General features: G+C 69.5%; 28 protein-coding genes. 17 read left to right on the top strand and 11 right to left on the bottom strand.

All coding sequences use genetic code 11. From position 1 onward, the window contains the following. Positions 1-167 precede the first annotated feature (167 nt). From ACIQU6_RS30905 to ACIQU6_RS30875, 7 genes are all read right to left on the bottom strand, one after another. Complete coding sequence (locus ACIQU6_RS30905; protein ID WP_403485009.1) at positions 168-1,925, bottom strand: type IV secretory system conjugative DNA transfer family protein; 1,758 nt, start codon at positions 1,923-1,925, stop codon at positions 168-170. Continuing rightward, positions 1,922-3,301, bottom strand: coding sequence for an ATP/GTP-binding protein (locus ACIQU6_RS30900; protein WP_403485008.1), 1,380 nt, complete (start codon positions 3,299-3,301; stop codon positions 1,922-1,924). The genes ACIQU6_RS30905 and ACIQU6_RS30900 overlap by 4 nt, the downstream gene beginning before the upstream one ends. A 103-nt stretch (positions 3,302-3,404) precedes the next feature. After that, complete coding sequence (locus ACIQU6_RS30895; RefSeq protein WP_403485007.1) at positions 3,405-4,916, bottom strand: SCO6880 family protein; 1,512 nt, start codon at positions 4,914-4,916, stop codon at positions 3,405-3,407. Continuing rightward, positions 4,903-6,126 (bottom strand): hypothetical protein, encoded by a 1,224-nt coding sequence (locus ACIQU6_RS30890; RefSeq protein WP_403485006.1) that lies wholly within the window; start codon positions 6,124-6,126, stop codon positions 4,903-4,905. The genes ACIQU6_RS30895 and ACIQU6_RS30890 overlap by 14 nt, the downstream gene beginning before the upstream one ends. 86 nt (positions 6,127-6,212) lie before the next feature. Beyond that, complete coding sequence (locus tag ACIQU6_RS30885; protein WP_403485005.1) at positions 6,213-6,983, bottom strand: hypothetical protein; 771 nt, start codon at positions 6,981-6,983, stop codon at positions 6,213-6,215. Positions 6,984-7,007: 24 nt separating this feature from the next. Beyond that, positions 7,008-7,328 (bottom strand): hypothetical protein, encoded by a 321-nt coding sequence (locus tag ACIQU6_RS30880; RefSeq protein WP_403485004.1) that lies wholly within the window; start codon positions 7,326-7,328, stop codon positions 7,008-7,010. Next, complete coding sequence (locus ACIQU6_RS30875; protein WP_403485003.1) at positions 7,315-7,752, bottom strand: DUF6668 family protein; 438 nt, start codon at positions 7,750-7,752, stop codon at positions 7,315-7,317. Before ACIQU6_RS30875 ends, ACIQU6_RS30880 begins: the two co-directional genes overlap by 14 nt. A 395-nt stretch (positions 7,753-8,147) precedes the next feature. Between ACIQU6_RS30875 and ACIQU6_RS30870 the strand changes: the two genes are divergently transcribed. The 4 genes from ACIQU6_RS30870 to ACIQU6_RS30855 are packed head-to-tail and all read left to right on the top strand — an operon-like array spanning position 8,148 to position 11,182. Beyond that, positions 8,148-8,537, top strand: a complete 390-nt coding sequence (locus tag ACIQU6_RS30870; RefSeq protein ID WP_403485002.1) for a helix-turn-helix domain-containing protein — start codon at positions 8,148-8,150, stop codon at positions 8,535-8,537. A 4-nt stretch (positions 8,538-8,541) separates the two neighbouring features. Then, positions 8,542-9,618 (top strand): NlpC/P60 family protein, encoded by a 1,077-nt coding sequence (locus tag ACIQU6_RS30865; RefSeq protein ID WP_403485001.1) that lies wholly within the window; start codon positions 8,542-8,544, stop codon positions 9,616-9,618. Next, on the top strand, positions 9,618-10,289 hold the full coding sequence (locus ACIQU6_RS30860) for a hypothetical protein (protein WP_403485000.1): 672 nt from the start codon (positions 9,618-9,620) through the stop codon (positions 10,287-10,289). The genes ACIQU6_RS30865 and ACIQU6_RS30860 overlap by 1 nt, the downstream gene beginning before the upstream one ends. 17 nt (positions 10,290-10,306) lie before the next feature. Beyond that, positions 10,307-11,182, top strand: a complete 876-nt coding sequence (locus ACIQU6_RS30855) for a hypothetical protein (protein ID WP_403484999.1) — start codon at positions 10,307-10,309, stop codon at positions 11,180-11,182. Between the two features lie 55 nt (positions 11,183-11,237). Here ACIQU6_RS30855 and ACIQU6_RS30850 read toward each other — a convergent pair whose 3' ends face one another. Further along, positions 11,238-11,477: a hypothetical protein gene (locus ACIQU6_RS30850; RefSeq protein WP_403484998.1), complete on the bottom strand. Its 240-nt coding sequence runs from the start codon at positions 11,475-11,477 to the stop codon at positions 11,238-11,240. 392 nt (positions 11,478-11,869) lie between these two features. Between ACIQU6_RS30850 and ACIQU6_RS30845 the strand changes: the two genes are divergently transcribed. From ACIQU6_RS30845 to ACIQU6_RS30835, 3 genes are all read left to right on the top strand, one after another. Beyond that, positions 11,870-12,688 (top strand): ParA family protein, encoded by an 819-nt coding sequence (locus ACIQU6_RS30845; RefSeq protein WP_403484997.1) that lies wholly within the window; start codon positions 11,870-11,872, stop codon positions 12,686-12,688. Positions 12,689-13,279: 591 nt separating this feature from the next. Further along, on the top strand, positions 13,280-14,815 hold the full coding sequence (locus ACIQU6_RS30840) for a DUF2637 domain-containing protein (protein ID WP_403484996.1): 1,536 nt from the start codon (positions 13,280-13,282) through the stop codon (positions 14,813-14,815). Positions 14,816-14,916: 101 nt separating this feature from the next. Further along, positions 14,917-16,089, top strand: coding sequence for a hypothetical protein (locus tag ACIQU6_RS30835; protein WP_403484995.1), 1,173 nt, complete (start codon positions 14,917-14,919; stop codon positions 16,087-16,089). Between the two features lie 50 nt (positions 16,090-16,139). Here the strand turns inward: ACIQU6_RS30835 and ACIQU6_RS30830 are convergent, their stop codons facing one another. Continuing rightward, on the bottom strand, positions 16,140-16,349 hold the full coding sequence (locus ACIQU6_RS30830) for a DUF397 domain-containing protein (RefSeq protein ID WP_403484994.1): 210 nt from the start codon (positions 16,347-16,349) through the stop codon (positions 16,140-16,142). Then, complete coding sequence (locus ACIQU6_RS30825) at positions 16,346-17,188, bottom strand: helix-turn-helix domain-containing protein (protein WP_403484993.1); 843 nt, start codon at positions 17,186-17,188, stop codon at positions 16,346-16,348. Before ACIQU6_RS30825 ends, ACIQU6_RS30830 begins: the two co-directional genes overlap by 4 nt. A gap of 582 nt (positions 17,189-17,770) precedes the next feature. On the opposite strand from ACIQU6_RS30825, the gene ACIQU6_RS30820 reads away from it, so the two are divergent. From ACIQU6_RS30820 to ACIQU6_RS30785, 8 genes are all read left to right on the top strand, one after another. Continuing rightward, positions 17,771-18,079 (top strand): hypothetical protein, encoded by a 309-nt coding sequence (locus ACIQU6_RS30820; RefSeq protein WP_403484992.1) that lies wholly within the window; start codon positions 17,771-17,773, stop codon positions 18,077-18,079. After that, a complete protein-coding gene (locus tag ACIQU6_RS30815; protein WP_403484991.1) occupies positions 18,073-18,639 on the top strand; it encodes a hypothetical protein in 567 nt (188 codons plus the stop codon). Before ACIQU6_RS30820 ends, ACIQU6_RS30815 begins: the two co-directional genes overlap by 7 nt. A gap of 133 nt (positions 18,640-18,772) precedes the next feature. Further along, positions 18,773-19,186: a hypothetical protein gene (locus ACIQU6_RS30810; protein WP_403484990.1), complete on the top strand. Its 414-nt coding sequence runs from the start codon at positions 18,773-18,775 to the stop codon at positions 19,184-19,186. A 295-nt stretch (positions 19,187-19,481) separates the two neighbouring features. Continuing rightward, a complete protein-coding gene (locus tag ACIQU6_RS30805; RefSeq protein WP_403484989.1) occupies positions 19,482-19,931 on the top strand; it encodes a hypothetical protein in 450 nt (149 codons plus the stop codon). Further along, positions 19,928-20,569 carry a hypothetical protein gene (locus ACIQU6_RS30800; protein WP_403484988.1) on the top strand — a complete coding sequence of 214 codons (642 nt, stop codon included), beginning with the start codon at positions 19,928-19,930 and terminating at the stop codon, positions 20,567-20,569. Before ACIQU6_RS30805 ends, ACIQU6_RS30800 begins: the two co-directional genes overlap by 4 nt. A 214-nt stretch (positions 20,570-20,783) precedes the next feature. Further along, positions 20,784-21,068 carry a hypothetical protein gene (locus ACIQU6_RS30795; RefSeq protein ID WP_403484987.1) on the top strand — a complete coding sequence of 95 codons (285 nt, stop codon included), beginning with the start codon at positions 20,784-20,786 and terminating at the stop codon, positions 21,066-21,068. After that, positions 21,065-22,066, top strand: a complete 1,002-nt coding sequence (locus tag ACIQU6_RS30790; RefSeq protein ID WP_403484986.1) for an MvdC/MvdD family ATP grasp protein — start codon at positions 21,065-21,067, stop codon at positions 22,064-22,066. The genes ACIQU6_RS30795 and ACIQU6_RS30790 overlap by 4 nt, the downstream gene beginning before the upstream one ends. Next, on the top strand, positions 22,063-23,169 hold the full coding sequence (locus ACIQU6_RS30785) for a methyltransferase domain-containing protein (RefSeq protein WP_403484985.1): 1,107 nt from the start codon (positions 22,063-22,065) through the stop codon (positions 23,167-23,169). The genes ACIQU6_RS30790 and ACIQU6_RS30785 overlap by 4 nt, the downstream gene beginning before the upstream one ends. Before the next feature lie 89 nt (positions 23,170-23,258). On the opposite strand, the gene ACIQU6_RS30780 is transcribed toward ACIQU6_RS30785, so the two are convergent. Further along, positions 23,259-23,627: a DUF6233 domain-containing protein gene (locus ACIQU6_RS30780; RefSeq protein ID WP_403484984.1), complete on the bottom strand. Its 369-nt coding sequence runs from the start codon at positions 23,625-23,627 to the stop codon at positions 23,259-23,261. A 125-nt stretch (positions 23,628-23,752) separates the two neighbouring features. Between ACIQU6_RS30780 and ACIQU6_RS30775 the strand changes: the two genes are divergently transcribed. Both ACIQU6_RS30775 and ACIQU6_RS30770 read left to right on the top strand, forming a co-directional pair. Continuing rightward, a complete protein-coding gene (locus tag ACIQU6_RS30775) occupies positions 23,753-24,088 on the top strand; it encodes a hypothetical protein (protein WP_403484983.1) in 336 nt (111 codons plus the stop codon). Continuing rightward, complete coding sequence (locus ACIQU6_RS30770; protein ID WP_403484982.1) at positions 24,085-24,348, top strand: type II toxin-antitoxin system RelE/ParE family toxin; 264 nt, start codon at positions 24,085-24,087, stop codon at positions 24,346-24,348. Before ACIQU6_RS30775 ends, ACIQU6_RS30770 begins: the two co-directional genes overlap by 4 nt. Positions 24,349-24,886 lie beyond the last annotated feature (538 nt).

Here is a 24,886-nt window from a genome sequence, read left to right as displayed (position 1 = left end):
TTCCTCCCGCTTCTTTCGCCCGCCCTTCCTCCCCCGAGCCTTCCCGCCCTTGCCCTTGCCCTTGTTCTTGCCCGTCGAGGAGGCCGGCGCGCCCGTGGAGGGCGCGGGAGGTTCGGCGGCAACGGGGTCAGGTTCGGTGAGGTCTGCCCAGTCGTCATCGGTCAGGCTCATGATGCGGTTGCCCCCGGATCGTGGGTGTCGATCGATGCTTGTACGACGCCGGCGAAGTCGCGCTCCCACCATGGCACCGTCGCGACCAGGGTGGGACGGATGCCGGAGGCGAGGACCAGCGCACGACCTTGCGACAGGCCGCCCAGGTCGGCGACGTCGAGGATCGTGTCATCCCGGCCGGAGCGGCTGACGGACCGGTTCGAGCCGAACAGGCCGCCGGCGTTGGACGGTTGGAGGGTCACGGACGGGGATTGCAGCTCATAGGGGCCGGCAAGGCTGCTGAGCACCCTGAGAAATTCCTCTTCTTTGACGCCGCCGCCGTAGGTGACGAGGTTCGCGGAGGACAGCAGCTTTTTCATTCCGCGCTCCCCCCACACCTCCACCCCTTGAGACCAGGACTGAAGGATCGTCACCAGGTTGATGCCGCGACTTCCGTAGTGGGAATACAGGTTGGGAAGATGCTGCCACTTGCAGACGTTGGCGGCTTCGTCGAGCATGCACAGCAACTCCCTTGGGAGCCGGCCGCGGGGCGATTGCATCGCGTACCGCTCCGCCGCATCGCAGATGGCCACCGTCAGGGCGGTGACCAGTGCGCCGGCCGACCCCTCCCCCTCGCGGCTGACGAGGTAGGCGGTGTCGGTGGAGCGGACGAAATCGTCGGGGTCGAAGGCCCGCGCCTTTCCCAGCCCGGTTGGTGGGGTGACCCAGCGGGTTACCTCCGGCGACCGCAGCACTGAGGCCATCAGCCGGGCGGTTCCGTAGACGCCGCCGCGCTGTTTCTCGGGGGCGTTGAGCATGCCGCGTACGGAGGCGGCCGCCATCGCGTAGTCCGGGCCGTGTGCTCCCAGGATCCGGGCCGGTTCCTGGTCGCGATCGTTCGCCAGCCACTTGTAGACCTGCGTGATCGGCCGGTTGTCGAGGGCGGCCGCGAGGAGCAGGTTCGCCAAGAGTTCTTGGCCGGAGGGTTCGAAATAGGCGTCGGTTTGGGCGCCGTCCGCCCGGGAGTCCGCCGCGAAGTGCCCGGCGAGCTTTGCCGCGTCGGTCAGGGTTTTGATTGACGTCAGCGGGTCCCAATACCACGTGGGCTCTTCGCCGATGATCCCTTGCAGATCGAAGACCCACACCATGCCGACGGTGGCACGGCCACCGCGGGTAGCGTCGACTACGTCCCGCTTGTTCGAGGTACACACCACGGGCGCCGCGCCGTGGGACATGATGCCGGGAATGGCCTTACGCGTCGTTTTGCCGGTCCGCGGCCCCCAGATGTCGAGGTAGGTGTCTTCCGCGCTCCCGTAGAGCGGTTGGCCGCCGATGACGCTGTTGCCGATGAACAGCCCCGGCGGGCGGGTCGGGTCGACGCCCAACCGGTCGGCGGTTTTCCGGGCCCCCTGTGCGGAGAGCTTGTGCAGGTCCCGTCCCTTGGACAGGTGTCGGGCGGCCGCGTCGACCGGCAGACGCCGGGCCCGTCGTCGCAGCACAGCCCGCACCACGACGACGACCAGGGCAAGGACGGCGGCCGCCTCCAGGCCCAGCACCAGCCAGGCGAACAGGCCGGGCCACTGGTAGGAGCCGCCGATGAGGGCAAAGGGCAGCAAGAACGGATTGCCCGGCGGCGCGGGCCGGTCGGCGAAGGCGGCACCGGCGGCCGCGGCGAGCCAGAGGGCGCCCAGGGCGAGCAGCAGCACGACCATCACGGCCAGCAGCAGGTAGGAGGCCGCGTCGCTTTCGCCGCGGCGTTTGGTGAGCGAGCTCATCCCCGCCACCGCCGGTTGGTGTCGTTGACCTCCAACTCGGCCGGGGTCAATTCCACGTGCAGCGGGATCCCCGGCCGGCCGCCCACCTTGATGAGGAAGTTGCCGCGGCCGGGCGGATCGGCCTCCCGCTCCAGATGGGAATCCCAGGCCGGCGGAGTCGCCCAACTGTCCAGCAACCGCCGCTCCACAGAGGTCATGTGGACGACCTGAGAGAGCATCGACATCTCCTTTTCGGGCAGGCCCGCGCAGATCACCATGCCCGCCCGCTCAGCGAACCCCCTGGCCTTGGCCCGGTCGTGCTCATCTTGCAGCGACTCCAGGTCAGCCATGCTGTGCGTGACCATCATCTGACCGACGCCCTGTTGCCTGTTGAGACGGGTCAACGCGTCGATCCGGTCGACCAGACCACGGCCAACCCTCAAGACGCGCCACAGCTCATCCAACACAACGAAATAGTGCCGTTGCCGCTCTAGGCCAGCGTCGGCGAGCGCCTGAGCGACGGCGATACTCCCGAAGCCATACGACCAGCACGCCAACAATGCGGCCGCCTGCAACTTGGTGGCGCCCTCGTCGATCGCGGAGACGTCGAAAACGACCGGGCGGTCAAGGCGCATCGGCTGAGTGGTGGGGGCGGCGAACGTCTCGCCGAGCTGGCCGGCGCCGAGCATGCTCGTTAGGGAGGACTCCAGGGACTCCGTCACGTCCCGGTACCGGTCGAGGTCCCCGCGGTCGATGGCGACCAGCCGCAGTTCCGCCGGTGCGTCCTTGATGAGCCTCAGGAGATCAGCCAACACCGGGATGCCGTCGTGTCGTTCGTCGAGCAGCCGCAGAGCGGTGGAGATGATCGTCTCCTCCCGCTCCGTGGTGGGCTCGCCGCGGGAGATGGTGATCAGCGCCGACACCATGTTCAGGCGCCGGCCGTGCGCGTCGGCTTCCAGAGCGCGCCGGGCGTCACCGGTCAGCCGGGCCGCCGCCGCAGTCGCCTCCCCCGGGTCAAGGACGTTGAGATGCCCCCGACCCAGCCCCAGGGAGATGACCTGACCACCCAAAGCCTGAATCAGCGAGACGTAGTCAGGCTTGAGGTCACCAAGCACCAGGGGCATGACCCCTTGCGCGGACAGCGCCACGGACATGCGTCGCACAATCGTCGACTTTCCCAACCCGGGCAGGCCGAGCAGGAATCCAGAGGGGTTCGAAATTAGCTGTGCACGCTGGAACCACGCGACTGGATCGCAACAGACCGTGGCCCCGGTGTCGAGGTGACGGCCGAGGGGGGCGCCGATCATGGGGGTTCCCGAGCCGGCGCCGTAGGGCCACAGGCCGCAGACCTGAACGGTGGTCCCGCGCCATTCCGGGGCCGGGTCCAGATACGGCATGCTGCCGCCGCCGCGGCCCGGCCAGCCGCGCAGGCCGGGGCGGCGCGGCCGCGGAGGTGAAGGTGTGCGGGCCATCAGGTCCCCCTTTGCTGGTTGGTGCTGGTCACATCGCGTCGCGGACAGCTTGCGGTACGGCCAGATGCAGCGGCAGAACAAGGCCGATCGGCAGCGCCGCGGCGAACGCGGACGCCTGCGAGGCGCGCACCCGCCGCAGGACGATGCGGGCCGGCCCGGAGAGGTTTTCAACGGCCGCCACCGCCATGGGCAGTTGGGCCCGGTCGAGGACTGTCGCGGTGGCCAGGAGCCCGAACCGGGTGACGCCGGCGCCGGTGGCCTCCTCCCGTGCGGATTGGTCCGCGGCCAGTTTCTCCACGCTTTCGCGGGCCCGGCCGTTGGTGGTCTGATCGGCGCGTACCGAGGCGTTACGGCGATCGGCTTCCACGACCCGAGTAGCGGAGGCGGGGTCGTGCAGTCGATACAGCAGCGTCACGCGCTTGCGGGCCACGTCCGGATGAGGCAGAAGGAACCGGGTCAGGACGTTGGAGTAGACCTCACCGCGCGGTGCCCCGGACATCTGCCATGTCACCGAACAGGCCCCGTCGTGCCAGTAACCATCTTGGTACTCGTCCGCATCCGCGGGGCCGGCGTCGTCCCACGTCAGGTGGGAGCCGCCGCGGGTACGGGCTTCTTCGATCAGCACTGAGACGCTGGGGTCGTAGGCGACGCGGACGGCTTCTGACAGTTGTTCGGCGGTCATGGGGCGGGCGGCGCCGGCGCCGGTCATGTCCAGTGCGGAGGTCAGTCCCGGCAGCCGGTTGGCCAGGTCGAGGGCCATCTCATCTGCGGTGCGGCGGGGTCGCCCGTCGCGGGCCGCGCCGGAGTACGTCAGGGCGATGCGTGTGGTGATCTGCGCCGAGCCGGCCGGGTAGGTGTCGACCACGGCCGCCAGGACCTCCCGCGCCAGTTCGGGAGCATCAGCGCTGATCTGACCCTCCACCTCACGCCGCAGCCGAATGCCGGTGTCCGGCGCCGCCTCCACCGTCACGCTCGCGCCGACCAGCCCGGGCTCATGCGCGAGGCCGGCCAGCCACTGACCCCAGTGAGCCACCCACAGATCCACCTGTTCTTGGTCGACCAGAGCGGCGCCGTCACTGTCGCAGCTCAGCACGACGACGTGATGATTGGTGCGCGGGTAGGTCAGCAGCGCGAACGGGCGGTCGTAGGCGTCGCGCGCTTCGGTCAGCTCGGATCCGGCCGCCAGACCCGGCAGTTCGAAGTTCCCGGAGGGGATCCGGCCCAGCGGGCCGGAGCGGTACAGGGTGGTGCCGCGCTTGTGAGCGCGACGGTAGGCGGCGCCGGCGAACAGGCGTTGGGCGGTGGTGCGGCCGTGCCGGTCGGGGATGGACAGCGCCAGGACGACCACGCCCAGCACGAGGGCGAGGCCGAGCCCGACCCAGATCGAGGCCATGGACACCACGACCACCACCGCCAGGCCGACCAGCAGCATGATCGAGGGGCCCAGGGTGAGTTGGCCGACGACGCCACCGGTTCGCGGCTTTCGCCAGTTGCCGTATGTCGGCTGAGTGCTCTTTGCCGCCTGGTTACCTGCTGCCACGGGGCCCCTCCGGGTTCTGCGAGGTCTGGCTACCGGACGCCGGCGGTTGTGCCGGGGCGTTGCCGGAGGTGTTGGCGTTCGCGCCGGTCGGCACGGAGCCGGGTCCAGGGGAGTTCTCGCCCTGGTGTGTGTCGCCACCGCCCGGGCGGCCGCCACCGGTCGGCGCCCCGCTCGGACCGTTTCCGCCCGTGGGGCCGCGTCCCTGCCCAGGCACTCCCCCACCGGTCGTTGCCACCGACCGCGCTCCGCTGACAACGGCCTGCGTTGCTCCCCTGGCCGCGGCCTGCCCGACCGCGCTGGTGCCGCCGGTCTGGATGGCGATAGCGCCGGTGGCGACGGCGCCGCCGACGGACCCGACGGTGGCATGCCCGCCGCCGCCGCCCCCGGCCGCCTCAGATGCGGGGATGGCAACCCGCATGAGGGCAGGGAGTACCAAGATGGCGAGCAGCATGAGCACCACGCCGGTCAGGATGGTGACCATGTCGCCCTTCTTACCGCCGCCGCCATCACCAGAGTTGATCTGGTAGAAGGCCGCCGCGTAGCAGATGGCCGCGGCCGGTTTGTAGCACGTCAGCGCCACCATCAGCCCCGCGGATTTCCGAAACCACTGGTTTCCCCACGGGGTCGAGCTGGCGCCCGCCGAGAGCGGCAGCGTCCCCGCCAGGACCGGCAACGCGGCCTTCTGGATCAGCAGAAGGAAGAGCTGCACGACAACGGCGAAAATGATCAAGAGTGAGGCGATCAGCAGTAGCGCGCCCCCCGACACTGCGTTGAAGGCGACGGCGCCGTTCAGCATGTTGCCGAATTTGTGGCCACAGTCGGGGGTGTAGGTGTAGTCGGTGGTGGGCTGGCAGTTGATCGCCCGCGCCACGATCCACGTGCTGAACCGGTCACCGGCGAACATCAGCGCGTTGAAGATGCCAACGCCGGCGCTGCTGACGATGACCAACGTCAGCACACCGCGTAGTGCCTCCCGGCCGGCGGAGGCCCGCCGTGTCCAGGCCATGTGGCCGGCCGTCAAGATCAGCGACAGCACCGCGAACCAGGACGTGATCCATTGCAGATGCGCGGTGAGGAACGCTACGGGGCCGGACTTGTCATCCAACTGTGCGCCGTCGATGCGCAGCCAACTGGACGCCAGGGATTCGGTAAGCGACGCCGCCGCCTTGGCGAAATCACCAACGATTTTTTCGAAGGCGCTGCCGGCCATGGCGGAGATGGGGTTGTTGCCGTCCGGGCAACCAGCGATGCCGCTCAGAGCCGGAGTCCACGACAGGGTGTCGCAAGGGTCGGACATCACGCGCCCCCGAACGGAACGAACCCAGCAAGATCGTTCACACGGGTCTGCACGCCGCGCGTGGCCGGGATCTCCAGACGCCAATCGCCCCGCTCCCACTGCACCGTGACCGGCGTGACCACGTACGAGCCGTTGGTGAACCGGTGTACGAGCTGAATCACCGAGCTGTCCGGCGCATAGGTGATGATCTTGAACGCGGCGAGCTGGCCGTGTCGGTCCGCCTCAGGCGTCATGGGCCCCGACGTCGACTCGACCTTGGACCGCTCCGCGATGTAGGTGGCCTTGCCGGCGCCGATGGTCTGTTGCTCTGTGACCGACTTCCAGTCGGCGGCGAAGACGTACCGGCCGGAAATCTGGACAGCCGCCAGGAGTGCCCCGGTGGGGGTGTGCGCGTAGCAGCGGGCAACGTCGCCCGCCTGGACGGCCGGCCCGTCCGCTTTCGAGGCCGGCAGGGCAACGGTGCGCATCAGTGTCCACTGCACCCCTGCCGGAGCGCTCTGCGGGATCTCCTGTGTGGTGTCCGACAGTTGCGGGCAGTCGCCCATGTTCGACGGGCCGGACGACGGCGCCGCGGTGGGCCCGGGCGCCGCAGTGGGTCCGGAGCCGGAGCCGGCGTTGTCGTGTGAGGTGTCCGGGGAGCCGCTGCTGACCACCACGACGCCGGCGAGCACCACCAGCATCAGCAGGAACGCGGCAGCGATCAGGAAGCCCGGTTTCGTCAGCCAGGACCCGTCTTCGTTCTGTGATGACTTGGGCGAATTGCTGTCCATGTCTCCCCCAGGGGTCGCGGTCGGTTAGATCAACGCGCCGACGATGGCGGACGCGGTACCGGCCAGGCAGCAAGCCACCAGCACAACCCCCAGCGCCATGGCGTGCTCGCCGCCCTCCCCGCGCCGGTGGTTGAGGGCCATTTTTCCGGCGACCGCGAGGATTCCCCCCACGCAGATGGCCGTCACGGTCCAGGCCGCCCACCCGAGAACCTTGGTCAGCTTCTCGGCACCGGGGGGCCGGGTGCCGCCGCCGGGGTTCGGGACGTCAGCCAAGTGCATGACGTCGAGGTGTGCCACGTGGTGCGCGGTGTCCGCCGCCGCGGACACCAGGTCAAGGACGGCCATACTGGATTCCTCCGGAGAGCTGTACCAAGTCCCGCCCTAACGCGGTCACTTGGCGTGGTGTGTTCGATTCGATTGGCTCACCGCACCGCCAGGGCTCCACCCACGGCACGGACCAGGCCCGCGGCACCCCGCCCGAGACGAGGTGTTGCAGGTCGCGGAGGACCTTGGGCGGGCGTCCCGGGGCGTCGGCGACGACGACGAGGCCGAGCAGGGACACCCACGGCAGTACCCCGGAGGCCCATTGCCGGGCCGCGCTCTGTGCGGCCCGCAACCCGTCGTGGTGGCCGCGGGCGACCAGGACGACAGGAGCGCGCACGTGGTCAACGGGAGCGGGCCACACGCGGTGAGCATCCGTCCCCCCTCCGGGCAGAGCGCGCGTCAACGTGGTGACGCCCGCCCCGCCGTGGCACCCCAGGAACCACACGCGGCCCGATAGGGGTGATGGCTGGCGAGCCAGTGGAAGGCCGCCACCGGTGGGGGCGACCCCGCCCGGTTGCGGCCGCCCCGGCCCAGTCGGGGGCGCCAGAGCGTGTTGCGGCACCGGGGCGGGGGGTGTCGCGGCGGCAGCCGGCCTAGGGCCGGTGACCCAGGTGTTCCGCGGTTGCTCAACCGTCACAACTACCCCCCTTGTTCATCGTCGCAATGACGGTGAGTGTATCTACAAGTAGCTGACGGTACACAAGAGTTATCGTCGTCCGCTAACGTCGTTTCAGGTACACAAACGTTCCCGCTGGTCGTATTTGCAGACGGGTACGAGAGGCCGAGGGGGAGCAGTGATAATCCAGCGTCGGACCGACGCCAGATGGAGGACCAAGGCCGGTGCACGAGCTGTTGCGGGATTACCCGGAGGTCATGACGTTGCCGGAGGTGTGCGACGTCGTCCGGGCGACCCCACACGTAGTGAGGGAGCTCGCACGGACCAACGAGCTACCGGCGGTCAAGTGGGGGCGGGAGTGGCGCTTTCTGCGAATGATCATCGAGTCGCACGTCACCGGCACCGCAACAGCGAAGCGGGGCGGCCTACTTCAGGACTGGCCAAGCGTCCTCACCGCGGACGAAGTCGCGCAGATCAGCCGGTCCACCGTCCGGCAGGTGCAGCAGATGGCCGCGGCCGGTCACGTGAGGGCATTCAAGGTGGGGGCGGAGTGGCGGTTTCTACGCGAGGTCATAATCCAGTTGCTCGATCCGGGCCGCACAACGTCGAGTTGACGCCATGAGCGGGGGAGGCAAGAACGCCAACACGGCGGCAATGATCGGCATCAGCACCGGCGGCATCGGCATAGTGCTGGCGCTGCTGCTGACGATCGCCAGCATCAGCGACGATGACAACGGCATGGACAACATCGGCGGAGGCAGCGAAACACTGGACGCCCACCGGGTCCCGTCGCAGTACGTTGCGTGGGTATCCCGCGCCGGCGCCGTGTGCCCGGACGTCAGCGCCCCCCTGATCGCCGCTCAGATCGAGGCAGAGAGCGCCTGGAACCCCGACGCCGTGAGCCCGGTCGGCGCTCAGGGCCTGAGTCAGTTCATGCCCGGCACATGGGCATCGTGGGGAGTCGACGCCGCCAGCAAGGACGGCACCCCCAAGCCCGATGGCATAGCCGACCCGTTCACGGCCGGCGACGCCATCATGACCCAGGCCCGCTACGACTGTTGGCTAGCGCAAAAGGTCCGGTCCTACCACGTTCCTGGCGACACCGTGGCGCTCATGCTCGCCGCCTACAACGCCGGCCCGGACGCCATCCGCCGCTACCGCGGCATCCCCCCGTACTGGGAGACCACCGGATACGTGGCGAACATCCTCAAACGCCGTGACACCTACCGGCAGACGGGCGGCACCGGCGAAGGCGAGGCCACGCAGTTCGGGGCCCGCGTCGCGGCCTACGCCCGCCGCTGGATCGGCACCCCCTACGCGTGGGGTGGTGGGACCGTCAGCGGCCCCGGGCCCGGCCTGGGAGGCGGACAACCGGGCTTCGATTGCAGTGCCCTTGTGCAGTACGCCGTGTATCACGCCAGCTCCGGCGCGGTGACCCTGCCACGCGTCTCCCAAGACCAGGCGACCACCGGCGCCGCCGTCCAACGGCCCGCCGATATCCGGGTCGGCGACGTGATCGCGTTCGCGCTGCACGGTGCCGGCGACTTCGATCACATCGGAATCTACGTCGGCGGGGGCAAGTTCGTGCACGCGCCGAAGACCGGCGACGTCGTCAAGATCTCCAGTCTGAGCGACTACGCCAACAGTCACCAGCGCTACAGCGAGGTACCCACAGCGATTCGGAGGATGGGTTGATGACCAGGCCCCCCGCGCCCCTTCCCGTGCTGCGACGCGGCGCGTTGGTGCTCACGGCGGCCGCGGCCGCCGTCGCGCTCAGCGCCTGCTCCTCCTCCAGCAGCGGCGACGACGCCGCACACCCCGGGCCGACCCCCAGCCGCCCGGCCGCCACCGGTACCGGGCCCTACCCCGAGCCCCCCGGCACCGCGGTCAGCCCCATGCCGTCCGGCAAAGAGGGGATGCCCCACGGGGGCATCCCCTCCCCCGGCGACGTCGACCAGGGCGACGCGACCGCCGTAGCCCACGCAGCCATCACCGCAATGTGGACCGTGGACACCACCATCGACACCACGATGCAGGACGCCATCACACGGGCGGTAAAGGCTCGTTGGTGCACTCCCGCATACGGCCGGCAACTGGCCGAGCACCAGCCCCACACGGGCCCGGGCGCCGCCTGGATCCAGTGGGCCCAGCACCGGGCCTACACGACGGTCAGCATCAAGGCCACCGACGACGCCGGCCGCCCGGCCGACACCGCCACCACCGCCTACCGGCAGATGTCCATCACCATCACGCCCCACGGCCGCGACACATGGACCGGTCAGCCAGAGACCCACGCCGCATACGCCGTACTCACCCGCGCCGCAGCAGGCCAACCCTGGCGGATCTCGAACACCGTTACGCAATGAGGGCCGAAGGAGGACCCATGGAGACCGCGACCAGGACCGTACCCCGGTGGCCCTGCTACGTGTTGACCACCGAGGCGGACGGCACGATCACGCTGGACGGCCCCGCAGCCGACCCCGGCCCCTACCGCACCCGCGAGGACGCAACCGCCGCCGTCGCCGCCGTCGCCGGCCGAGTCCGCAGGCCGGTCCGCGCCCACGCAGCCGACGCCGACGGCACCGTTTGGCCCCTACTCGTCACGCCAGAGGCGACCGTCATCGAGGACGGCCCCGCGGTGGCCAAGCCCAAGCGGCAGGCCCGCAAGTCGCCGCCCCAGGCGAAGGCCCCCGACCGCAAACCGGCCGCAGCCACTCCCCCGCCGTCGACACCAACAGCCCCCCGCACGCCCACCGCCCCGCCGCCCCGTCGACCTGCACTCACCGTCGAAGCCCCCCGCAGCCGGCCCGCGCCGCCGCCGAGCCGGCAAACCATGCCCACCGTGCTCACCATCCGCTCCCTGGAGCAGGCCGGCCAGCTCCATCAGGCCGCAAAGCTGGCCGCCGACCTGGAAGGCGGCGCCGTCCAAGCCCACGGCCCCAGCCACCCCGACGCGGTCAACGCCCGCGAACTGCACGCCTACCTCCGGGCCAAAATCGGCGAACTGGCCACCGCCGCCCGGCTCTACCGCGATGTAGCCGAGCGCCAGTGGCACCGCCGCGACTACACCGCCGCCAACACCTCCGCAGCCGCCGCCCACTCCGCATGGCTGCACATCACCGACCTTGACGAAGCCATCGACGTGGGGCGTGCCATCGTCCGCATGCGAAACCTCATCCCCGGCGAGGGTATGCGCGCCTACCACAGCGCCCGCAGCCACCAAGCCAAGTTGGAAACCCAAGCCGCCCAACGACCGTAGGCGCACAAGATGAGGGCGGGACCGGTCACCCGGCCCCGCCCTCACGTGCTCCGACTCAGGCGCCGTCAGGCCAGGCCGCCCCCAACACCGCGCCAGCCGCCCAACGATCCGCGAAGACACGGGTCCCCGTCTCCGGATCCGCACCCAGCGACGCAACCAACTGCACGAGCGGATCCCCCGCGGCCACCTCCCACGCCAGATCAGCAATCGACTCCGCGGGCAACTCCATCACGCGACGCACCACGTCCGACGCCACGTCATCCCCCACGCCCGCGTCCACCGTCGAGGCATTCACCGGACCACCCCCACCGAGATGGCCAGGGCGCACAGGTCATCACCACGAGCCGGCCGCGGAGTCGCCATCGACACCGACCGTCGACCCGCGACCCAACCCACAGCCACCCGCACACGGCTGGTCGAGTCCGCTGGTACAGCCCGCGCCTGCCACATGCACACGCGACCGTCGGCCGTCGTCTGAACTACTCTGAGCACCTGATCCTCCCAAGGGGTCAAGGGGGCCCCGACGAGACGCAATCCGCAGGGGCCCGCCGTAGAGGGGCCGGGCCGTGAACCCGGCCCCTCTTTTCAGCACCGCAATGTACTCGCTTTCAAGCTCGCTTGCTAGCAAGCGAGTTAGGCGGCGAGCCTGCAAGCGAGGAGGCAGGCTAGCGCGCTACTATGCCGCGCATGACAGGAGAAGACCCCGAGGTAGTTGGCTCCTACTCCGAGGCTGGCGGAGTGGGCAAGACGATGACCGCTATCTCGATGGCGGTGTCTTACGCGAAGGAGTACCCCGACGAAGAGGTCATCCTTGGTGACCTTGACCCCCGTTCCGCGGCGTCGAAGTGGACGGGAGTCAAGCCAAGCGAGCCGGGCATGTCCATGGGCGCGATCATCGGAAACGAGGACGTGGAGGGGTGGGCCGATGCGCTTGCCATTCCGCTGGACCCGAGTAAGGGATGGCCCGAGAACCTGCGAGTCATCCCCAGTGAACGATCCCTGGCCACGCACGAAAAGAGCCCAGACGATCACGCCGAACTGCGGTTGAAGCGCAGTCTTGTTGGTACGCGCGCCTCACTGGTCGTCTTCGATTTTCCCAACCGCCAGGGGGGCATTCTCACCCTTAACGGGTTGAACGCCTGTAAGCGCATCGTCTACTCGGCAAAGCCCAATGAGGACGGACTAGATGGTGTAGACGGCGCCAAAATGACGGTGCGGAAGTTCAAGAAGCACCGCAAAGATGCGGGCATTGCTGGCGATCTGCCACGTGAAGTAGGCATCGCACTGGCAGCCGCCTACAAGGGCGCCGTTTGGACCCGCGACGCGTTGCGGGTGGTCCGCGAGTTCGAGAGAACGAGCCCCGGAATGCTGTTGACGCCCTACGTCGAGGACCTCGGGATCATTCAGGAGTGCAAGGCGGCCGGCGAGTTCTACGACGGCTACGAGAAGGGCAAGAGGGTGTTCGCGGCCTACCGTGAGCTGACATTGAAGAAGGTACTGGCATGACCGAGGAGCGCCCGACCCCCCGACCGCGGCCGGATCCCAACGCTGGAGAAGACCCCGCGGTTCCTGCAGGAACCCGGGGGCGCCAGCCCACAGCGGTGGCGCCCCCGCGGCGCGCTCGCCGAGGGCCGGAGCCCGTAGTTCAACTGAACGTCCGGGTCGCCCCGCTGATCGCCGAACTGGTCCAGGAGGTTTGCGACGAGTACGGGTGGAGCCAGCGTCGCGCGGTCGAGAATGCCATAGAGCGGGTCTATAAGCGCGAGCTTGAGCGCTTGCTCGCCCGCAAGAAGGCAAGCGAACAAGCTAGCTAACAGGCGAGCTTGCGGGCGAGCGAGCTTACCCGCTTGCTCGCCCGCGAGAAGGCAAGCGACCAAGCGGGTAAGCGAGCTAGCAAGCACGCTCGCCAGCGAGTAAGCAACGTAGCCAGCGAGCTAGCTGTGCTGATCAGAAAAGAAAACCCTGGGGATGCCCGACTACCACGAAGCGCACCCCCAGGGCCACCAAGGAGCAAGGAACACTCCCCATGTACAACCACAGTAAGGCTTGCCGGACACCCTGGCGTACCGATGGCCTGATCAGGGTGGGGGAGGACCGATGAGCACCCCCACCATCCAGATCGCGATCACGATCCTGATCGGACTTGCGTGCATCGTTGGCGCACTGACGATCGGCACGCGAGCCGTCTCCTACGCGGTCCAGCAGGTCCGGGCGATGCGGTCGAGCGGCGCGGAGACCACGGAGGCGGCCCGCGCCCGCGTGCTGGCCCGGGCCCGGCTGAAGAATCTGGCGTTCCTCTTCGTCTTTGCAGCGGTCCCGGCCACGATCTCGTTTGCGCATCTTGTGTCCTACGCGCACGACGCGTTGGGGCTGTCGGCGCCGTTGACGTACCTCGTTCCGCTGGCGCTGGATGAGGCCGCCCTCTATCTGATGATGCTGGCATTCGCAGATGCCGATGCGGGCGTGTCCGCCGCGGCAAACCGCATGTTGGTGTGGGCGTTTGCCGGCGGGAGCGCGTGGTTCAACTGGCTACAAGCACCCTCCGGCCCGGCGCACCCCGGTGCGCCGCAGTTCTTCGCCGGCATGTCCTTGGCGGCCGGCGTCCTCTTTGAACGGGGCCTAGCCAATGTCCGCCGCTCTCACCACAAGGCGCAGGGGCTCACCCGGTCGCCGCTACCCAAGGTAGGTGTACTGCGGTGGCTGACGGCCCCGCGGGAGACGGCGGCGATGATGCGTATTGCGATCACCGAGCCGACCATCACGACGGAGGCCGATGCACTGGCGGCCGTCCGGATGCGTAGGACGCTGCGTGCGCAGCGGCGGCAGGCTGACCAGGAGGCACGGGCGACGGCCGCACAGGAGGCGCCGGGCCGGTGGTGGCGCCGTCGCACGGTCGTCGTGCCGATGAGCCCGGTGTTCGCGCTGGCGACTGGCACAACGGCCGTGCGGCCGACGGCACTTGCCACGGTGCTGGAGCCGTATGCGCGTGCCGAACGTGCCGAAGCGGCGAAGGGCGTGCCACAGCAGGCGGCACAGCCGCTCACCCTGGAATCGGTGCTGACGATGGCGGCACAGGCCGGCACGCCGGCACAGGTCGAGCAGCAGACGGAGGAGCTGGACGCGTATGTGCGGCACATGGAGAGCCGGGCCGACGAGACGGAGCGGGTACTGACCACCGGTGCGATCCCGCACCAGGAGACACCGCCGCACAAGGACGACGAGGCGGAGCCGGAGGGGTGCTACCCCGACACGGCACGGCTCACGGTCGTACCGGCCCGCAGCACGTCCAAGGAGATCACGGCCCGCCTCACGGCGGAGCCGGAGGAGACACGGCACACGCACACTCCGGCGGTCGAGCAGGAGCGTGCCGAGCCGGCCGCCGCGCCGGAGCCCGCCCAACAGCCCCGGCGTAAGGACGGCACGAAGAAGGCGCAGTTCTTGGCGATGTGCGCAGAGATGGGGGTCCGGCCCGACGATCCCCGGTGCAACAACGCCATCGCGGAGGAGGTCCGCAGCACGCTGCGGGACCGCTACGGCGTCCGCTACGACCGCGGCGCGGCACAACGTGCCGTGGGCGAGCACCGGGCGGCCCTGGCGACACAGCCCGGCACGCCGGCGTTGACACAGGGATGAGCACCGCAGCCCAGGGGCACACGTGGCAGGCGTGTGCCGTCGACACTGAGGGGGAGTCAGTGAGCACACCGGAACCGGGCCGCAGCCTTGTGCCGCGGGCGATGGCTCAACCCAGCGGCACCGGCGATCTGTCGGCACGGCTCGCCGCAGCACAACGGCGGCTGGACGTCGCACAGGACGCCATCATCAACCAAGCCCGCCACGCGGTCGACACGGCACAAGGCGAGGCCCGTGCGGCACATGAGCGCGCCGAGGCCGCGCACCGGGCGAACAGCCGCCTGACCGACGAGCGCGACCGTCTGACCACCGTGGTGGACGATCTCCGTGCCGAGCGGGACGAGCAGCGCACGAGGGAAGCGGCACTTCGGGAGGACCTGAGGGCGGCCGCCGAGCAGCGGGAGGCGGCACAGGCCGCGCAACTGCGCGCCGAAGGCGCGGAGAAGGCCGCGTTGCAGCTCGCCACCGAGGCCCAGGAGGGTGCCCAGGCGGCCCGTAGCCAGTGCCAGGAGGCATTGCGACAGCTTGCCGAGGTGCAACAGCACGAGCGTGCCGAACGGGCGGACGCACAGCGCCGCGTCGTCGAGGCACGCGAGGCCGCCGACCAGCGCGTGTCCGATGTGGAGCAGCGGGCACGCGCTCAGGTCGCGGCGGCGCGTGCCGAGTTGGAGGAACTGCGGAGGCAGCTCACCACGGCGCACACGGCACACGCGGCAGTCGACGCCGCACGTGCCGAGGCCGAAGGCGGTCAGGTCGCTGCTGTCCATCTGGCCGAGGCGGCACAGCACACCGCCGAGCGTGCCACGGCCGAGGCCGGCGCGACACGGCAGCGGCTCGCCGATGCGGAACAACTGGCACAGGAACACGGCGCGACGTTACGTGCGGAGCTGGAGGAGTTGCGAGAACAGCTCACCGCGGCCCACGTGGCACATCACGGATGCGCCGGGAAGCTGTCGGAGGCGAAGGGGGAGGCGGAGCGCCGGGTGTTGGAGGCACAGCAGGCGGCACAGGCCGCGGTCGACGACGCAGCCGAGGCCCGCCGTGCGGCCGAGGACGCCGACCAGGACGAGGCGGCCGAGGCACCCACGCCGGCCGCCGTGCCGCAGCAGCGCACCAGCTCCCAGAGCGACCAGACCCAGGGCGACCGGGGAACTGGTGCCGTTCGCCCCGCCCCGGAGACGACGCCGGCGGACGCAGCGTCAGGCCGCGGGCGGCAACGAGCCCACCGGAACCAGCCGAAGAAGGGGAGCCGGAGCCAGCGCCGCCGGGGCCGTTAAACGACGTAGGGGCCGCCTCATTACGAGGCGGCCCCTACTCCGGCGTCAGGTCAGGACGTCGTTACGAGCTTGAGGAGATCGTCAAACGCGGCCCGTTGTACGACAAGTACCGGGCCACCAGGCGATTTGGAGTCCCGGACCGCAGTCCAGCCGTCGACCGAGGCGCATTCCACGCACTCATTGCCACCGCCCCCGCTGTAGCTACTCTTCACGAAGCGGGCCGCCGCCAGCTCCGCAGCGGTCGGACGGGCTGCGCTCATGTTGCGTACTCCTCATGTACTGATCTCAAAATCCCCAGAGAGCGGTCCGTAGACAGGGCCTGACTCCGAAGGTAATCGAACGTAGTTTTGTAGGACTCCACCTCGACGGGATTGGAGACATATACGCCCCCGCCGAGCAGTTCCACATACACCGCAGCCTTTGTTCCGGCCTCCAGCGTGACAAAGTGGCCGGCGCCGGCAGCACTTGCGCCGCTGTCGAACTTGATCAACTGTATGTCGACGTTGGGCCGTTGTGCAGCCTCGATCAGGTGCGCGATCTGTCCGGCCATGACGTCACGGTCGCCCACGACGCTACGCAAAACCGTCTCATGCAGGATGGCCCACAGATGCAACGGCGGCAGTCCATCCCGGGTGGTCAGGACCTGCTGACGCTCCATCCGCGCATCAACCATGCGCCGGATCGAGGCGTCGTCGCGGCGAGGATGCTCGGCATGGTGAACTGCCCGCGCGTAGCCGGCGGTTTGGAGGAGGCCCGGGACCAGCCACGGAGCCATGACGCATTCGGCGTCGGCCGTCTGCTCCAGGTTGAGCAGGGGATGGAGCGAGGGCGCGACCGCGTCATCGGCCCACCACTGCGGTTGCCCTCCCTCCGCCAGGCGCACCAGGGCGGCCGCTTCCGCTGACGTTGCGCCGCTGGCTTCGGCGAGCAGCCGCACCGTGCGGGCAACGATCTTGTGCGCGCTGAATGGGTCCTCGTAGCGGCTGACCGTGGATTTTCCGTATCGTGCGCGTTCGGCAACCTGTTCTTGCGTGTATCCACTGCGATCACGCAGGGCCCGCAAGCCGTTCGCGATCTGCATACGTGCCGGCTCTGGCATGGTTCCCTCCTCTCTGTCGCGGTCAGCAGTTGACCAGGAGGGGTGACAGCGACGCAAGCCACGCATGCGACGAAATCCCTTAGGGGGAATTTCTTCATGGGACTCCCACGGGGGGAGTCCCAGTGCAACACTGTCGGTGTCGCTACGTACGGCGGTTCACCGGTCACACCTGGTGATCTTGCTTTTGTGGCGGGCCAGTTGCAGGCGTCTAGGGCCGGAGCAGCCTATGCCAGCGAACCAATCGATCAAGCGCGTCTACCGCGTACGCGAGGGAGTCCCCGAGCTGGCGAGGCTCCAGGGGACCGCGTGCATCGTGTGCGGCCGTAGCCGCGGCCGAGGCCCTGCGCTCCAGCCGGCGGGGCAGGTCCGCACCATCCCCGATATCGGCGCTCCGCTGTGCTGGGACGTCCGGGTCTGCCAAGACCACCGGGGGGCGAAGTGAGGGCCCCCGCAGGAGAGTTGACAGGCGCCCAGTGGATCGCGAGCGCCGCCGACGATCCGGAACGCATCTTCAGGCAGTGGCGTACGCATCGGCTTCGCACCGCGATGATCCCACTCGGGGTGACGTGTGACGCCGTGGTCATGCCCTACCGCACGGCCTACGACATCCTGCCCCTACTCGGGTCCCGGGTCCCGGTCCTGTGCGATCAGCCGTGGCAGCGCGGCTATGTGCTGGTACCGCCCGGGACCGCCGCGAATTGGCGCGTCGACTCCACCCGCCCGTTAGGGACCGGTAGTTGGGTCGCGGCACCTGAACCCGGCGCCTCCCGTCGAAACTGGCCCGTCACCTGGGCCGTGCTCCCAGACGGCAGCGGCACCACCGCGCACCCGGCCGAGCTCCAGCGGCACCTGACCGCCTATCTCGATCGGGCGGGGGAGGCGACATGTTGAGCCGGACCGCCTTTGAACGGGCGTTAGACGTCGCGGTGGAGGCCGGGGCGGTAGAGGCCGCGGTGCGTGGCGCCTGGACGGTCGGAGGAGTCGCAGAGATCCCCATCGGCGCCCGCTGGCATGTGGTCCGTGTAGCCGAGGCGGTAGGGCGACAGGCCGTTGACGAGCTGCGGACGCGCCGCCTGCCCCACGGCCCGGCGCTACTGGTCCCCAGCCGCGTCGAGGTCACGCTCGACGAGGCCGGGCGGGAAGAAGAGGCCCACTACCCCGGATACGTCGAATTCGTGGTGCCACGCGGCGAGCGCGCTCATTGGCCGCCCCTACGAGGCCGACGCCGAGAGCTGAAACTCATCAGCCAGTGGGCCGCCGACGGCATCACGTACTGGCCGGCCCCAATCATCAACACCTACACCGGCCGCCGCACTCTGGGAGGCGACGGGCGTACGTGGATCACCGTCCCGCACCCGCTGGTCTCCTCCATGACGCCCCCGGAAGCGCTGGCCAGTGGTATCGCCGCGGCCCTGGAGGAACTCACACCCGTTGCCGTGGGGGCGAGGTGAGCAGGGCTCACCTCGCGACGTTCGTACTCGTCGTGGCCGTCGTGATCGTGCCGCCCATGCTCCGCGGCCCGCACTTCACCCCACCAGCCAGGCGCCAACCGGTGCCGGAACGCCCAAATGGAAGGAACGAAACATGTCCCGTCTCACGGGAGTGGGCCTGTTGGCCGTCGCAGCCGTAGGCGCCGCCCATGCCTACTTGACCGACGCCCGAGCTAAGCACACCCTTGCGCTCCGGTACGAGGAACTGCGGCAGCGTCTCGCGGTGCGTGAGGCCGACGAGCCCGACCAAGACCCGGAGCACGCCGCGCTTCTCACGCAAAATTGCTGGATCAACCTTGTCGGCATCCGGTACGAGATGGGGCTGCTGACCCGCCGGGGCCTGGAGCAGGCCGCGCAGTACCGCATGGACACCGAAGGCGGACGCAACGCCTGGACGCGGATTCGTGAGGCGCGCATCCCCGAGACCCACGGCCGCAAGGACTGGGACCTCATCGAGGCGTACGACGCCGCGCACAGCCGGGCGGCGCTCAAAGCAGCAGCGGCCTAACTGATCTCCGCTCCCTGCCACGTGTACCACCGTCAGGGAGCGGCGCCCCGGACGCGATTCGGGGCCAGGCCGCCGGCATCCCGCCGGCGGCGCACCGGTCGAGATGCGGTGCACAAGGGTGCCGCCTCCGGTTCCCGCCTTGACGGCACCCCGGGGCCGGGCGTCTGTATCGCGCGCCCGGCCCCCCTTCAACCGCCGCCGGGGCCTGACCCCCGACAGGACCCGGCGGCCCCAGGCCCCCCGACCACACGCCCGGCCGGGGGCCTCCACCACCACGAATGACGAACAGCGAGCTATGGAACCCACCGCTATCGACCCGGCCGAGGCCGCCACCAACCCCGACGCCGTACGCGAGGCATGGCGCCACGGGGAGGCCGCCGAAATCCCCACCGGCCAGCGATGGCTAGCCGCCCAACTCCCCCTGGATCTCGGCATGATCGCGATGGCGTGGCTCACCGCCAGAAGACGCCATGTCGGTTCGCTCATGGTCAGCGTCCTGGAGACGTCGGCGTGGTGGCTGGTCCCTCTGGGCTCCACCGACGAGTTGGAGGAACTGGAGCACATCACCGTCCATGGCCAGGGCACGACGCTGACCATCCCACCCCCCGACTCACCTCAGACCGCCACCCGCACATGGTTGGTGCTGCCCTCCGAAGGGCTCACCGATCCCCAGGACCTCCGGGCCGCTCTCACCAGCATCAGCGGCCAATACCGCGTACCGACGCCGACCAGGAACCTGACATGACCACCGACTACGCCCTGACCGTCCCTTACATCGCGCTCTGGAGCGCAGAGCAGGACCTTGCGCCCCGTCGATGGGTCCGGCGAGGAGAAGATGGCGAGCGACTCGGGTATGTCGACGAAACCCTCTACGACCGGGACCGGTTCGGAGCGCTGTGGGCGCGCTGGTCCTCGGCACGGGGCAAGGGACGGCCGCAGCTTCAGGACGTGCACCCCTTCCGCCAGCGTCGGGCGGTTTTGCAGGAGCTCTGTCAGGTGTGCGGGAAGCCGGCGTTGGCGGCCGGCCGGTACCTGTACTTGTTCACGAAGGCGTCAGCGCCCATCTACGAGGGGCGGTTGACCAGCACGCCGCCGATCTGCACGACGTGCGCGCCCACGGTCGTGGAGGAGTGCCCGCACCTTCAGCGCGGCTACGTGGCCGTATGGGCGGAGCGGGCGCCTTTGTGGGGCGTGCAGGGCATCCGCTATCACCCGCGTACCCGCCTGCCCCGGCCGGAGGACGACGGCGAGTTCGTCAGTGTCGAGTACGGGGCGGCGCCGGAACTGCCCTGGATCGTCGCCTACCGCCAGGTGGTGTCGCTGCACGGCCTGACCCCCGTGACCGACATCGCAGCCGTGTCGACGGCCGAGAGCCTGCCCTAGACCCGGTGGGCCGACCGCGGCACAAAACCGGCCGGCTCACCCGCACCAGCCCCCGCCCGGCAAGCTCGACGGCCCGAGCGGGACCCACAGCCCCCTGCCTGGGCCAGCTCCTTCGCGCAATGCTGAGCTCCGGCAGGGACGCAAGACCCGGCGCCCTGCCCGACAAGGGCGACCGGTGCACCATCACGCATCGACGACACGAAGGGAACATGTTATGTCTGCACTGCTGGACCGGGTACCGACTCTGTCCCACCAGATCAACACCGAACCCGCCGGACCGGCCGCTACCCGGCCGTTCGGTCTCGACTCACTCACCAACCCGCAGGTGATCGACGGTCGGCGCCCTGTCGTCGCGGTCGACCCGGTAACACAACTCTCGCTCGCCGACGGACAGGTGTGCATTGACGGCGACATCGTCACCATGGGGTCGGCCTGCAACACCGAGTCGGACGGCAAAGACGTTCTCGCCGTCGACATGGATCTGAACGACGACGAATGAGCCCCAACTATGGGCAGGGCACGCGCGGCGGTGCTTCGCCGCGCGTGCTCGTCGTCACCTATGCACTGGACCCCACCGCGGACTTCGTCCTGCGGGAACTGGGCGCACGCGGGGTGCCGTTCTGGCGAACCGACCTCGCCGACTTCCCCACCCACACGACGCTGCACGCCGAACTCCAGCCGGATGGCCAATGGGCCGGCGCCTGGCACGGCCGGGGACGAGGAATCGACCTATCAGAGCTGCGGGCGGTGTGGTGGCGTAAGCCGACCGGCCACGAGTTCGCCGAGACGATGAGCGCCCCAGAGCGGCGGTTCGCCGCCACGCAGGCCAAACAGGCAATGACGGTCCTGGGAGCACTGCCCGGCGTCCTGTGGGTGAACCGGCCCCAGGCGAACGCCGATTGCACCAAGCCCGTCCAACTTGCTGCCGCCGTCGAGTCCGGGCTGCACGTCCCCGAGACGCTGATCACGAACGACCCGGACGCCGTCGAGGCGTTCGGGCAGCGGTGCGGCGGCCGGATCATCACGAAGGTGCTGGGAGGCATCGTCCACACCGAGGACGGCAAGCGCGGCCAGCTCTACAGCCGCCGCGTCCCACCCGAGCAATGGAACGATCCGCGCATCGCGCTGACGGCGCACCTGTTCCAACGCGAGATCGTCAACAAGGCGTACGAAGTCCGCGTAACCGTCGTCGACGGCCGCCTGTTTCCCGCCGCGATCCACGCGAGCGCCGGCGCCGCGCTGTTGGACTGGCGCCAGCACTCCCGCGAGCACACCTACGAGCTCGCGACGCTGCCCCGGCACGTCCAGGACGGGATTCGGGCGATGATGCGCCGCCTCGGACTCACTTTTGCCGCGCTGGACTTCATCGTGGACACCCAAGGCGCGCATCACCTTGTGGACGTCAACGCGGGCGGGCAATGGGCCTGGATCGACGTCACCCGCGAGGCCATCACCCACGCCATCGCCGATCTTCTTCAGAAAGGTCACACGACATGACCCCCGAGGACATCCACGGTGACGCCGTCGCCGCCCGCGCGAAGCTCACCCAGGTGCTCGCCGACACCGGCGACCTGACCGACCCGGCATGGCGCGTGGCGTTCGAGACCGTGCCCCGGCACGTGTTCGTCCCGTTTTTCTACGACCACGCCGGCAACCGCATCAGCAGCGACGACCCCGACACCCGCGCGCAGTGGTTCACCGCCGTGCACGAAGACCGATCCTTGGTCACTCACCGCACCAACGGGGCCGCCACGTCCTCCAGCTCTCAGCCCTCGCTCATGGCGGGCATGCTGCAAGCCCTCGAAGTCACAGACGGGATGCGCGTGTTGGAAATCGGTGCGGGCACCGGCTACAACGCCGCGTTGCTCGCTCACCGGCTCGGGGACGACCAGGTGGTGACCATCGACATCAGCCACGACATCACCGCACCGGCCCGTGACCGGCTCGCCGTCGCCGGGCATGGTCCCTTGGTGGTGACCGGTGACGGGTCGTTCGGCTGGCCCGACCGGGCACCGTATGACCGGATCATGGTGACCTGCCGACTCGACAGCATCCCGCCGGCTCTCGTCGCCCAACTTGCCGAGGGCGGGTTCATCCTCGCTCCCCTGGGCAACGCCCTCGCGCGAATCCATCGCACTGGCCGCCGCAGCGCTGCGGGCCGGTTTCTGCCCAGTGGCGCGTTCTTCATGCGGCTCCGTCGAGGCGCGGGCGACGGTGTCCCCTCCCGCCGTCCGGAGCTTCCCACCGGTGAGGGGCGCGCGTCGGCCTTGCCTGCCGCTGCCATCGGTGACAACGCGTTTCGGTTCTTGGTGAGCATCGTTGAGCCTGGGCTCACGTGGCAATACGACGTCGACGACGACCGGCGCATCACCGGTGCCCGCGTGTGGGCCGAGGACGGATCGCTTGCCGAGCTTCGCCCTGACGGCACCGTGACCGAGATCGGCCCGCGGCCGGTGTGGGGCAATCTCGAAGCCGCACACCGGATCTACCGGGACGCCGACCAGCCCGGCCCGGACCGCTACGGCGTCACCGTCGACGAGCGGGGACAACGGGTGTGGCTTGACTCGCCCGACGGCCCAAGCTGGGCCCTCACCACCTAACGTGCATCGCGCGGTACCCCTCCAGCTCACCACCCGATCCAGATCCGGCGGGGCGGCCGAGGGCAGCACCGCCGCCCCGCCCGGCCGCCTCACAGGTCGAGCCCCAGCGCGCGATCCGGTGCACAGTGCAGGCACGCCGGGACTCCCGCGGCCAGGGCATCCACCGCGTCCCGCCGCGTGGCCGGCACTGTCCGCGGGCCCCGGGCATCCGGGCACCCACCCCGGTGGACAGCGATAGGCCGCCGGGTGCGACCCACGTCCACCTGTATCACCCACTCCGCAGCCGCCGCCGGCCGCGGCCGCGGTCCAGTCGACGCCGGCACTGCGGCCGCGACGGGCCGACCGGCGGCCCCCTCCGCCGCCGCCAGCCGGCGCCGTACCTCCGCAAGCTGGAGCGACAGATACCGCTCCAGCACCCGCAGGAGATGCGTATCGGTCGGCCACAGATGCTCGTACATACGTACGATTCTGTCACCCGGGTCGGGAAACCTCCGCCCAGGCCCCCACCGGTCTCCCCAGGCCCTCCACCAGCCACCCCAGACGGCGGTACCGTGGACACCAGACGACCCAGGAGGCCCCTGCAGTGAGCGCCCTACCCGCACCCGAGCCCCCGCCCCGCAACCCCTACCGGCTGACCGCTGACCAGGGCCCTCGTACCCGAGCGGAGATCCGCGCCGCCCTGGCCGCGCACTCCCCGGCCGATCTGGTGCTGTTTGACGCGCGCCTGGACGCCGCACGCGTCGGCGAGCTCCCGGATATCTACGCCGAGGCCCGGCACGTGGTGGCACTACGCAGCCGGCCGGAGGTCGACGCCGCGATCACCGCGTCCCTTTCTGGTGAAACGGAAGGGGACCTAGTGCCCTGGCACGAGTACGCGGCCATACTCGCCGTCGGCGAAGAGGGCGGCCGCCCTCGGTGAGCGACTGGACCGTCTATCTCCGGCCCCATCTGGGCGAGGAGATTGCAAGCCTGCCCCCGGACGGCCGCCGAGCGGTACACGAAGCGCTCGCCGCGCTCGCCGCGGATCCCCGCGCCGGCATCGCAGAGCCGATCACCGCGGCGGAGCTCCGCCGCATCACCACCGGCCCGACGCCCACCGGCGACAGGATCACGCTCCTGTACCGAGTCCACGAGGACGAGCGCCGGCTAGAGCTCATCTGGATCATCTCCGGCCCGTAGCACAGCCCAGAAGTCGCAAGTGGGGCCCGGCAGTTGCCGGGCCCCACTGCTGTCCGCACGGATCACTCTGGATGGATGATCATGCACGCCCGCCCCGGGTGAGCCCGCGTCCCGTAGCTACTCCACTCGGAACACAGCCGATCCCCCGACCCAAAAGGCCGGTTGATGGTCCACGTCACCACGTTGCGGCCGCGATCCTCCTCCGCACTGGTCCACCCGCGAATTGACAGCGCCTCCCGGCCGCCGCGCTCGACAAACAGCCGCGCCTGCGCGTGGAGGCGAGCCGGCGCCCGCGACGTCGTCACGCGATCCACGTGCAACCCGCGGCCGTACACCGTGACCGTATTGCCCTGGCGCGTCGCCGATCCCGTCGCCGACGCCGGCCCAGCGACAGCCCCCACCACACACGCCGCGGCAATCAGTGCCGCATACAACCTCTTTGTCATGCCAGCACAACGGCCCCATTGACATCCAGACATCACATCAGCATCAAAACCACCCCGCGCGGTGACACCACGCCACGACGAGTTGACACAGG

Source organism: Streptomyces sp. NPDC090442, from assembly GCF_044769405.1.
Classification (GTDB): domain Bacteria; phylum Actinomycetota; class Actinomycetes; order Streptomycetales; family Streptomycetaceae; genus Streptomyces.
This window is presented reverse-complemented; position numbering and strand designations above follow the sequence as displayed.

Bases quoted from the DNA above. Each gene is read 5' to 3' on its own strand.
- ACIQU6_RS30795 (WP_403484987.1), top strand. From the start codon at position 20,784: ATGTCTGCACTGCTGGACCGGGTACCGACTCTGTCCCACCAGATCAAC.
- ACIQU6_RS30790 (WP_403484986.1), top strand. From the start codon at position 21,065: ATGAGCCCCAACTATGGGCAGGGCACGCGCGGCGGTGCTTCGCCGCGC.
- ACIQU6_RS30845 (WP_403484997.1), top strand. From the start codon at position 11,870: ATGACAGGAGAAGACCCCGAGGTAGTTGGCTCCTACTCCGAGGCTGGC.
- ACIQU6_RS30905 (WP_403485009.1), bottom strand. From the start codon at position 1,925: ATGAGCTCGCTCACCAAACGCCGCGGCGAAAGCGACGCGGCCTCCTAC.
- ACIQU6_RS30780 (WP_403484984.1), bottom strand. From the start codon at position 23,627: ATGTACGAGCATCTGTGGCCGACCGATACGCATCTCCTGCGGGTGCTG.
- ACIQU6_RS30885 (WP_403485005.1), bottom strand. From the start codon at position 6,983: ATGGACAGCAATTCGCCCAAGTCATCACAGAACGAAGACGGGTCCTGG.
- ACIQU6_RS30855 (WP_403484999.1), top strand. From the start codon at position 10,307: ATGGAGACCGCGACCAGGACCGTACCCCGGTGGCCCTGCTACGTGTTG.
- ACIQU6_RS30900 (WP_403485008.1), bottom strand. From the start codon at position 3,301: ATGCCGTATCTGGACCCGGCCCCGGAATGGCGCGGGACCACCGTTCAG.
- ACIQU6_RS30880 (WP_403485004.1), bottom strand. From the start codon at position 7,328: ATGGCCGTCCTTGACCTGGTGTCCGCGGCGGCGGACACCGCGCACCAC.
- ACIQU6_RS30840 (WP_403484996.1), top strand. From the start codon at position 13,280: ATGAGCACCCCCACCATCCAGATCGCGATCACGATCCTGATCGGACTT.
- ACIQU6_RS30835 (WP_403484995.1), top strand. From the start codon at position 14,917: ATGGCTCAACCCAGCGGCACCGGCGATCTGTCGGCACGGCTCGCCGCA.
- ACIQU6_RS30830 (WP_403484994.1), bottom strand. From the start codon at position 16,349: ATGAGCGCAGCCCGTCCGACCGCTGCGGAGCTGGCGGCGGCCCGCTTC.
- ACIQU6_RS30800 (WP_403484988.1), top strand. From the start codon at position 19,928: ATGACCACCGACTACGCCCTGACCGTCCCTTACATCGCGCTCTGGAGC.
- ACIQU6_RS30820 (WP_403484992.1), top strand. From the start codon at position 17,771: ATGCCCTACCGCACGGCCTACGACATCCTGCCCCTACTCGGGTCCCGG.
- ACIQU6_RS30825 (WP_403484993.1), bottom strand. From the start codon at position 17,188: ATGCCAGAGCCGGCACGTATGCAGATCGCGAACGGCTTGCGGGCCCTG.
- ACIQU6_RS30815 (WP_403484991.1), top strand. From the start codon at position 18,073: ATGTTGAGCCGGACCGCCTTTGAACGGGCGTTAGACGTCGCGGTGGAG.
- ACIQU6_RS30785 (WP_403484985.1), top strand. From the start codon at position 22,063: ATGACCCCCGAGGACATCCACGGTGACGCCGTCGCCGCCCGCGCGAAG.
- ACIQU6_RS30860 (WP_403485000.1), top strand. From the start codon at position 9,618: ATGACCAGGCCCCCCGCGCCCCTTCCCGTGCTGCGACGCGGCGCGTTG.
- ACIQU6_RS30890 (WP_403485006.1), bottom strand. From the start codon at position 6,126: ATGGCCGGCAGCGCCTTCGAAAAAATCGTTGGTGATTTCGCCAAGGCG.
- ACIQU6_RS30810 (WP_403484990.1), top strand. From the start codon at position 18,773: ATGTCCCGTCTCACGGGAGTGGGCCTGTTGGCCGTCGCAGCCGTAGGC.
- ACIQU6_RS30805 (WP_403484989.1), top strand. From the start codon at position 19,482: ATGGAACCCACCGCTATCGACCCGGCCGAGGCCGCCACCAACCCCGAC.
- ACIQU6_RS30865 (WP_403485001.1), top strand. From the start codon at position 8,542: ATGAGCGGGGGAGGCAAGAACGCCAACACGGCGGCAATGATCGGCATC.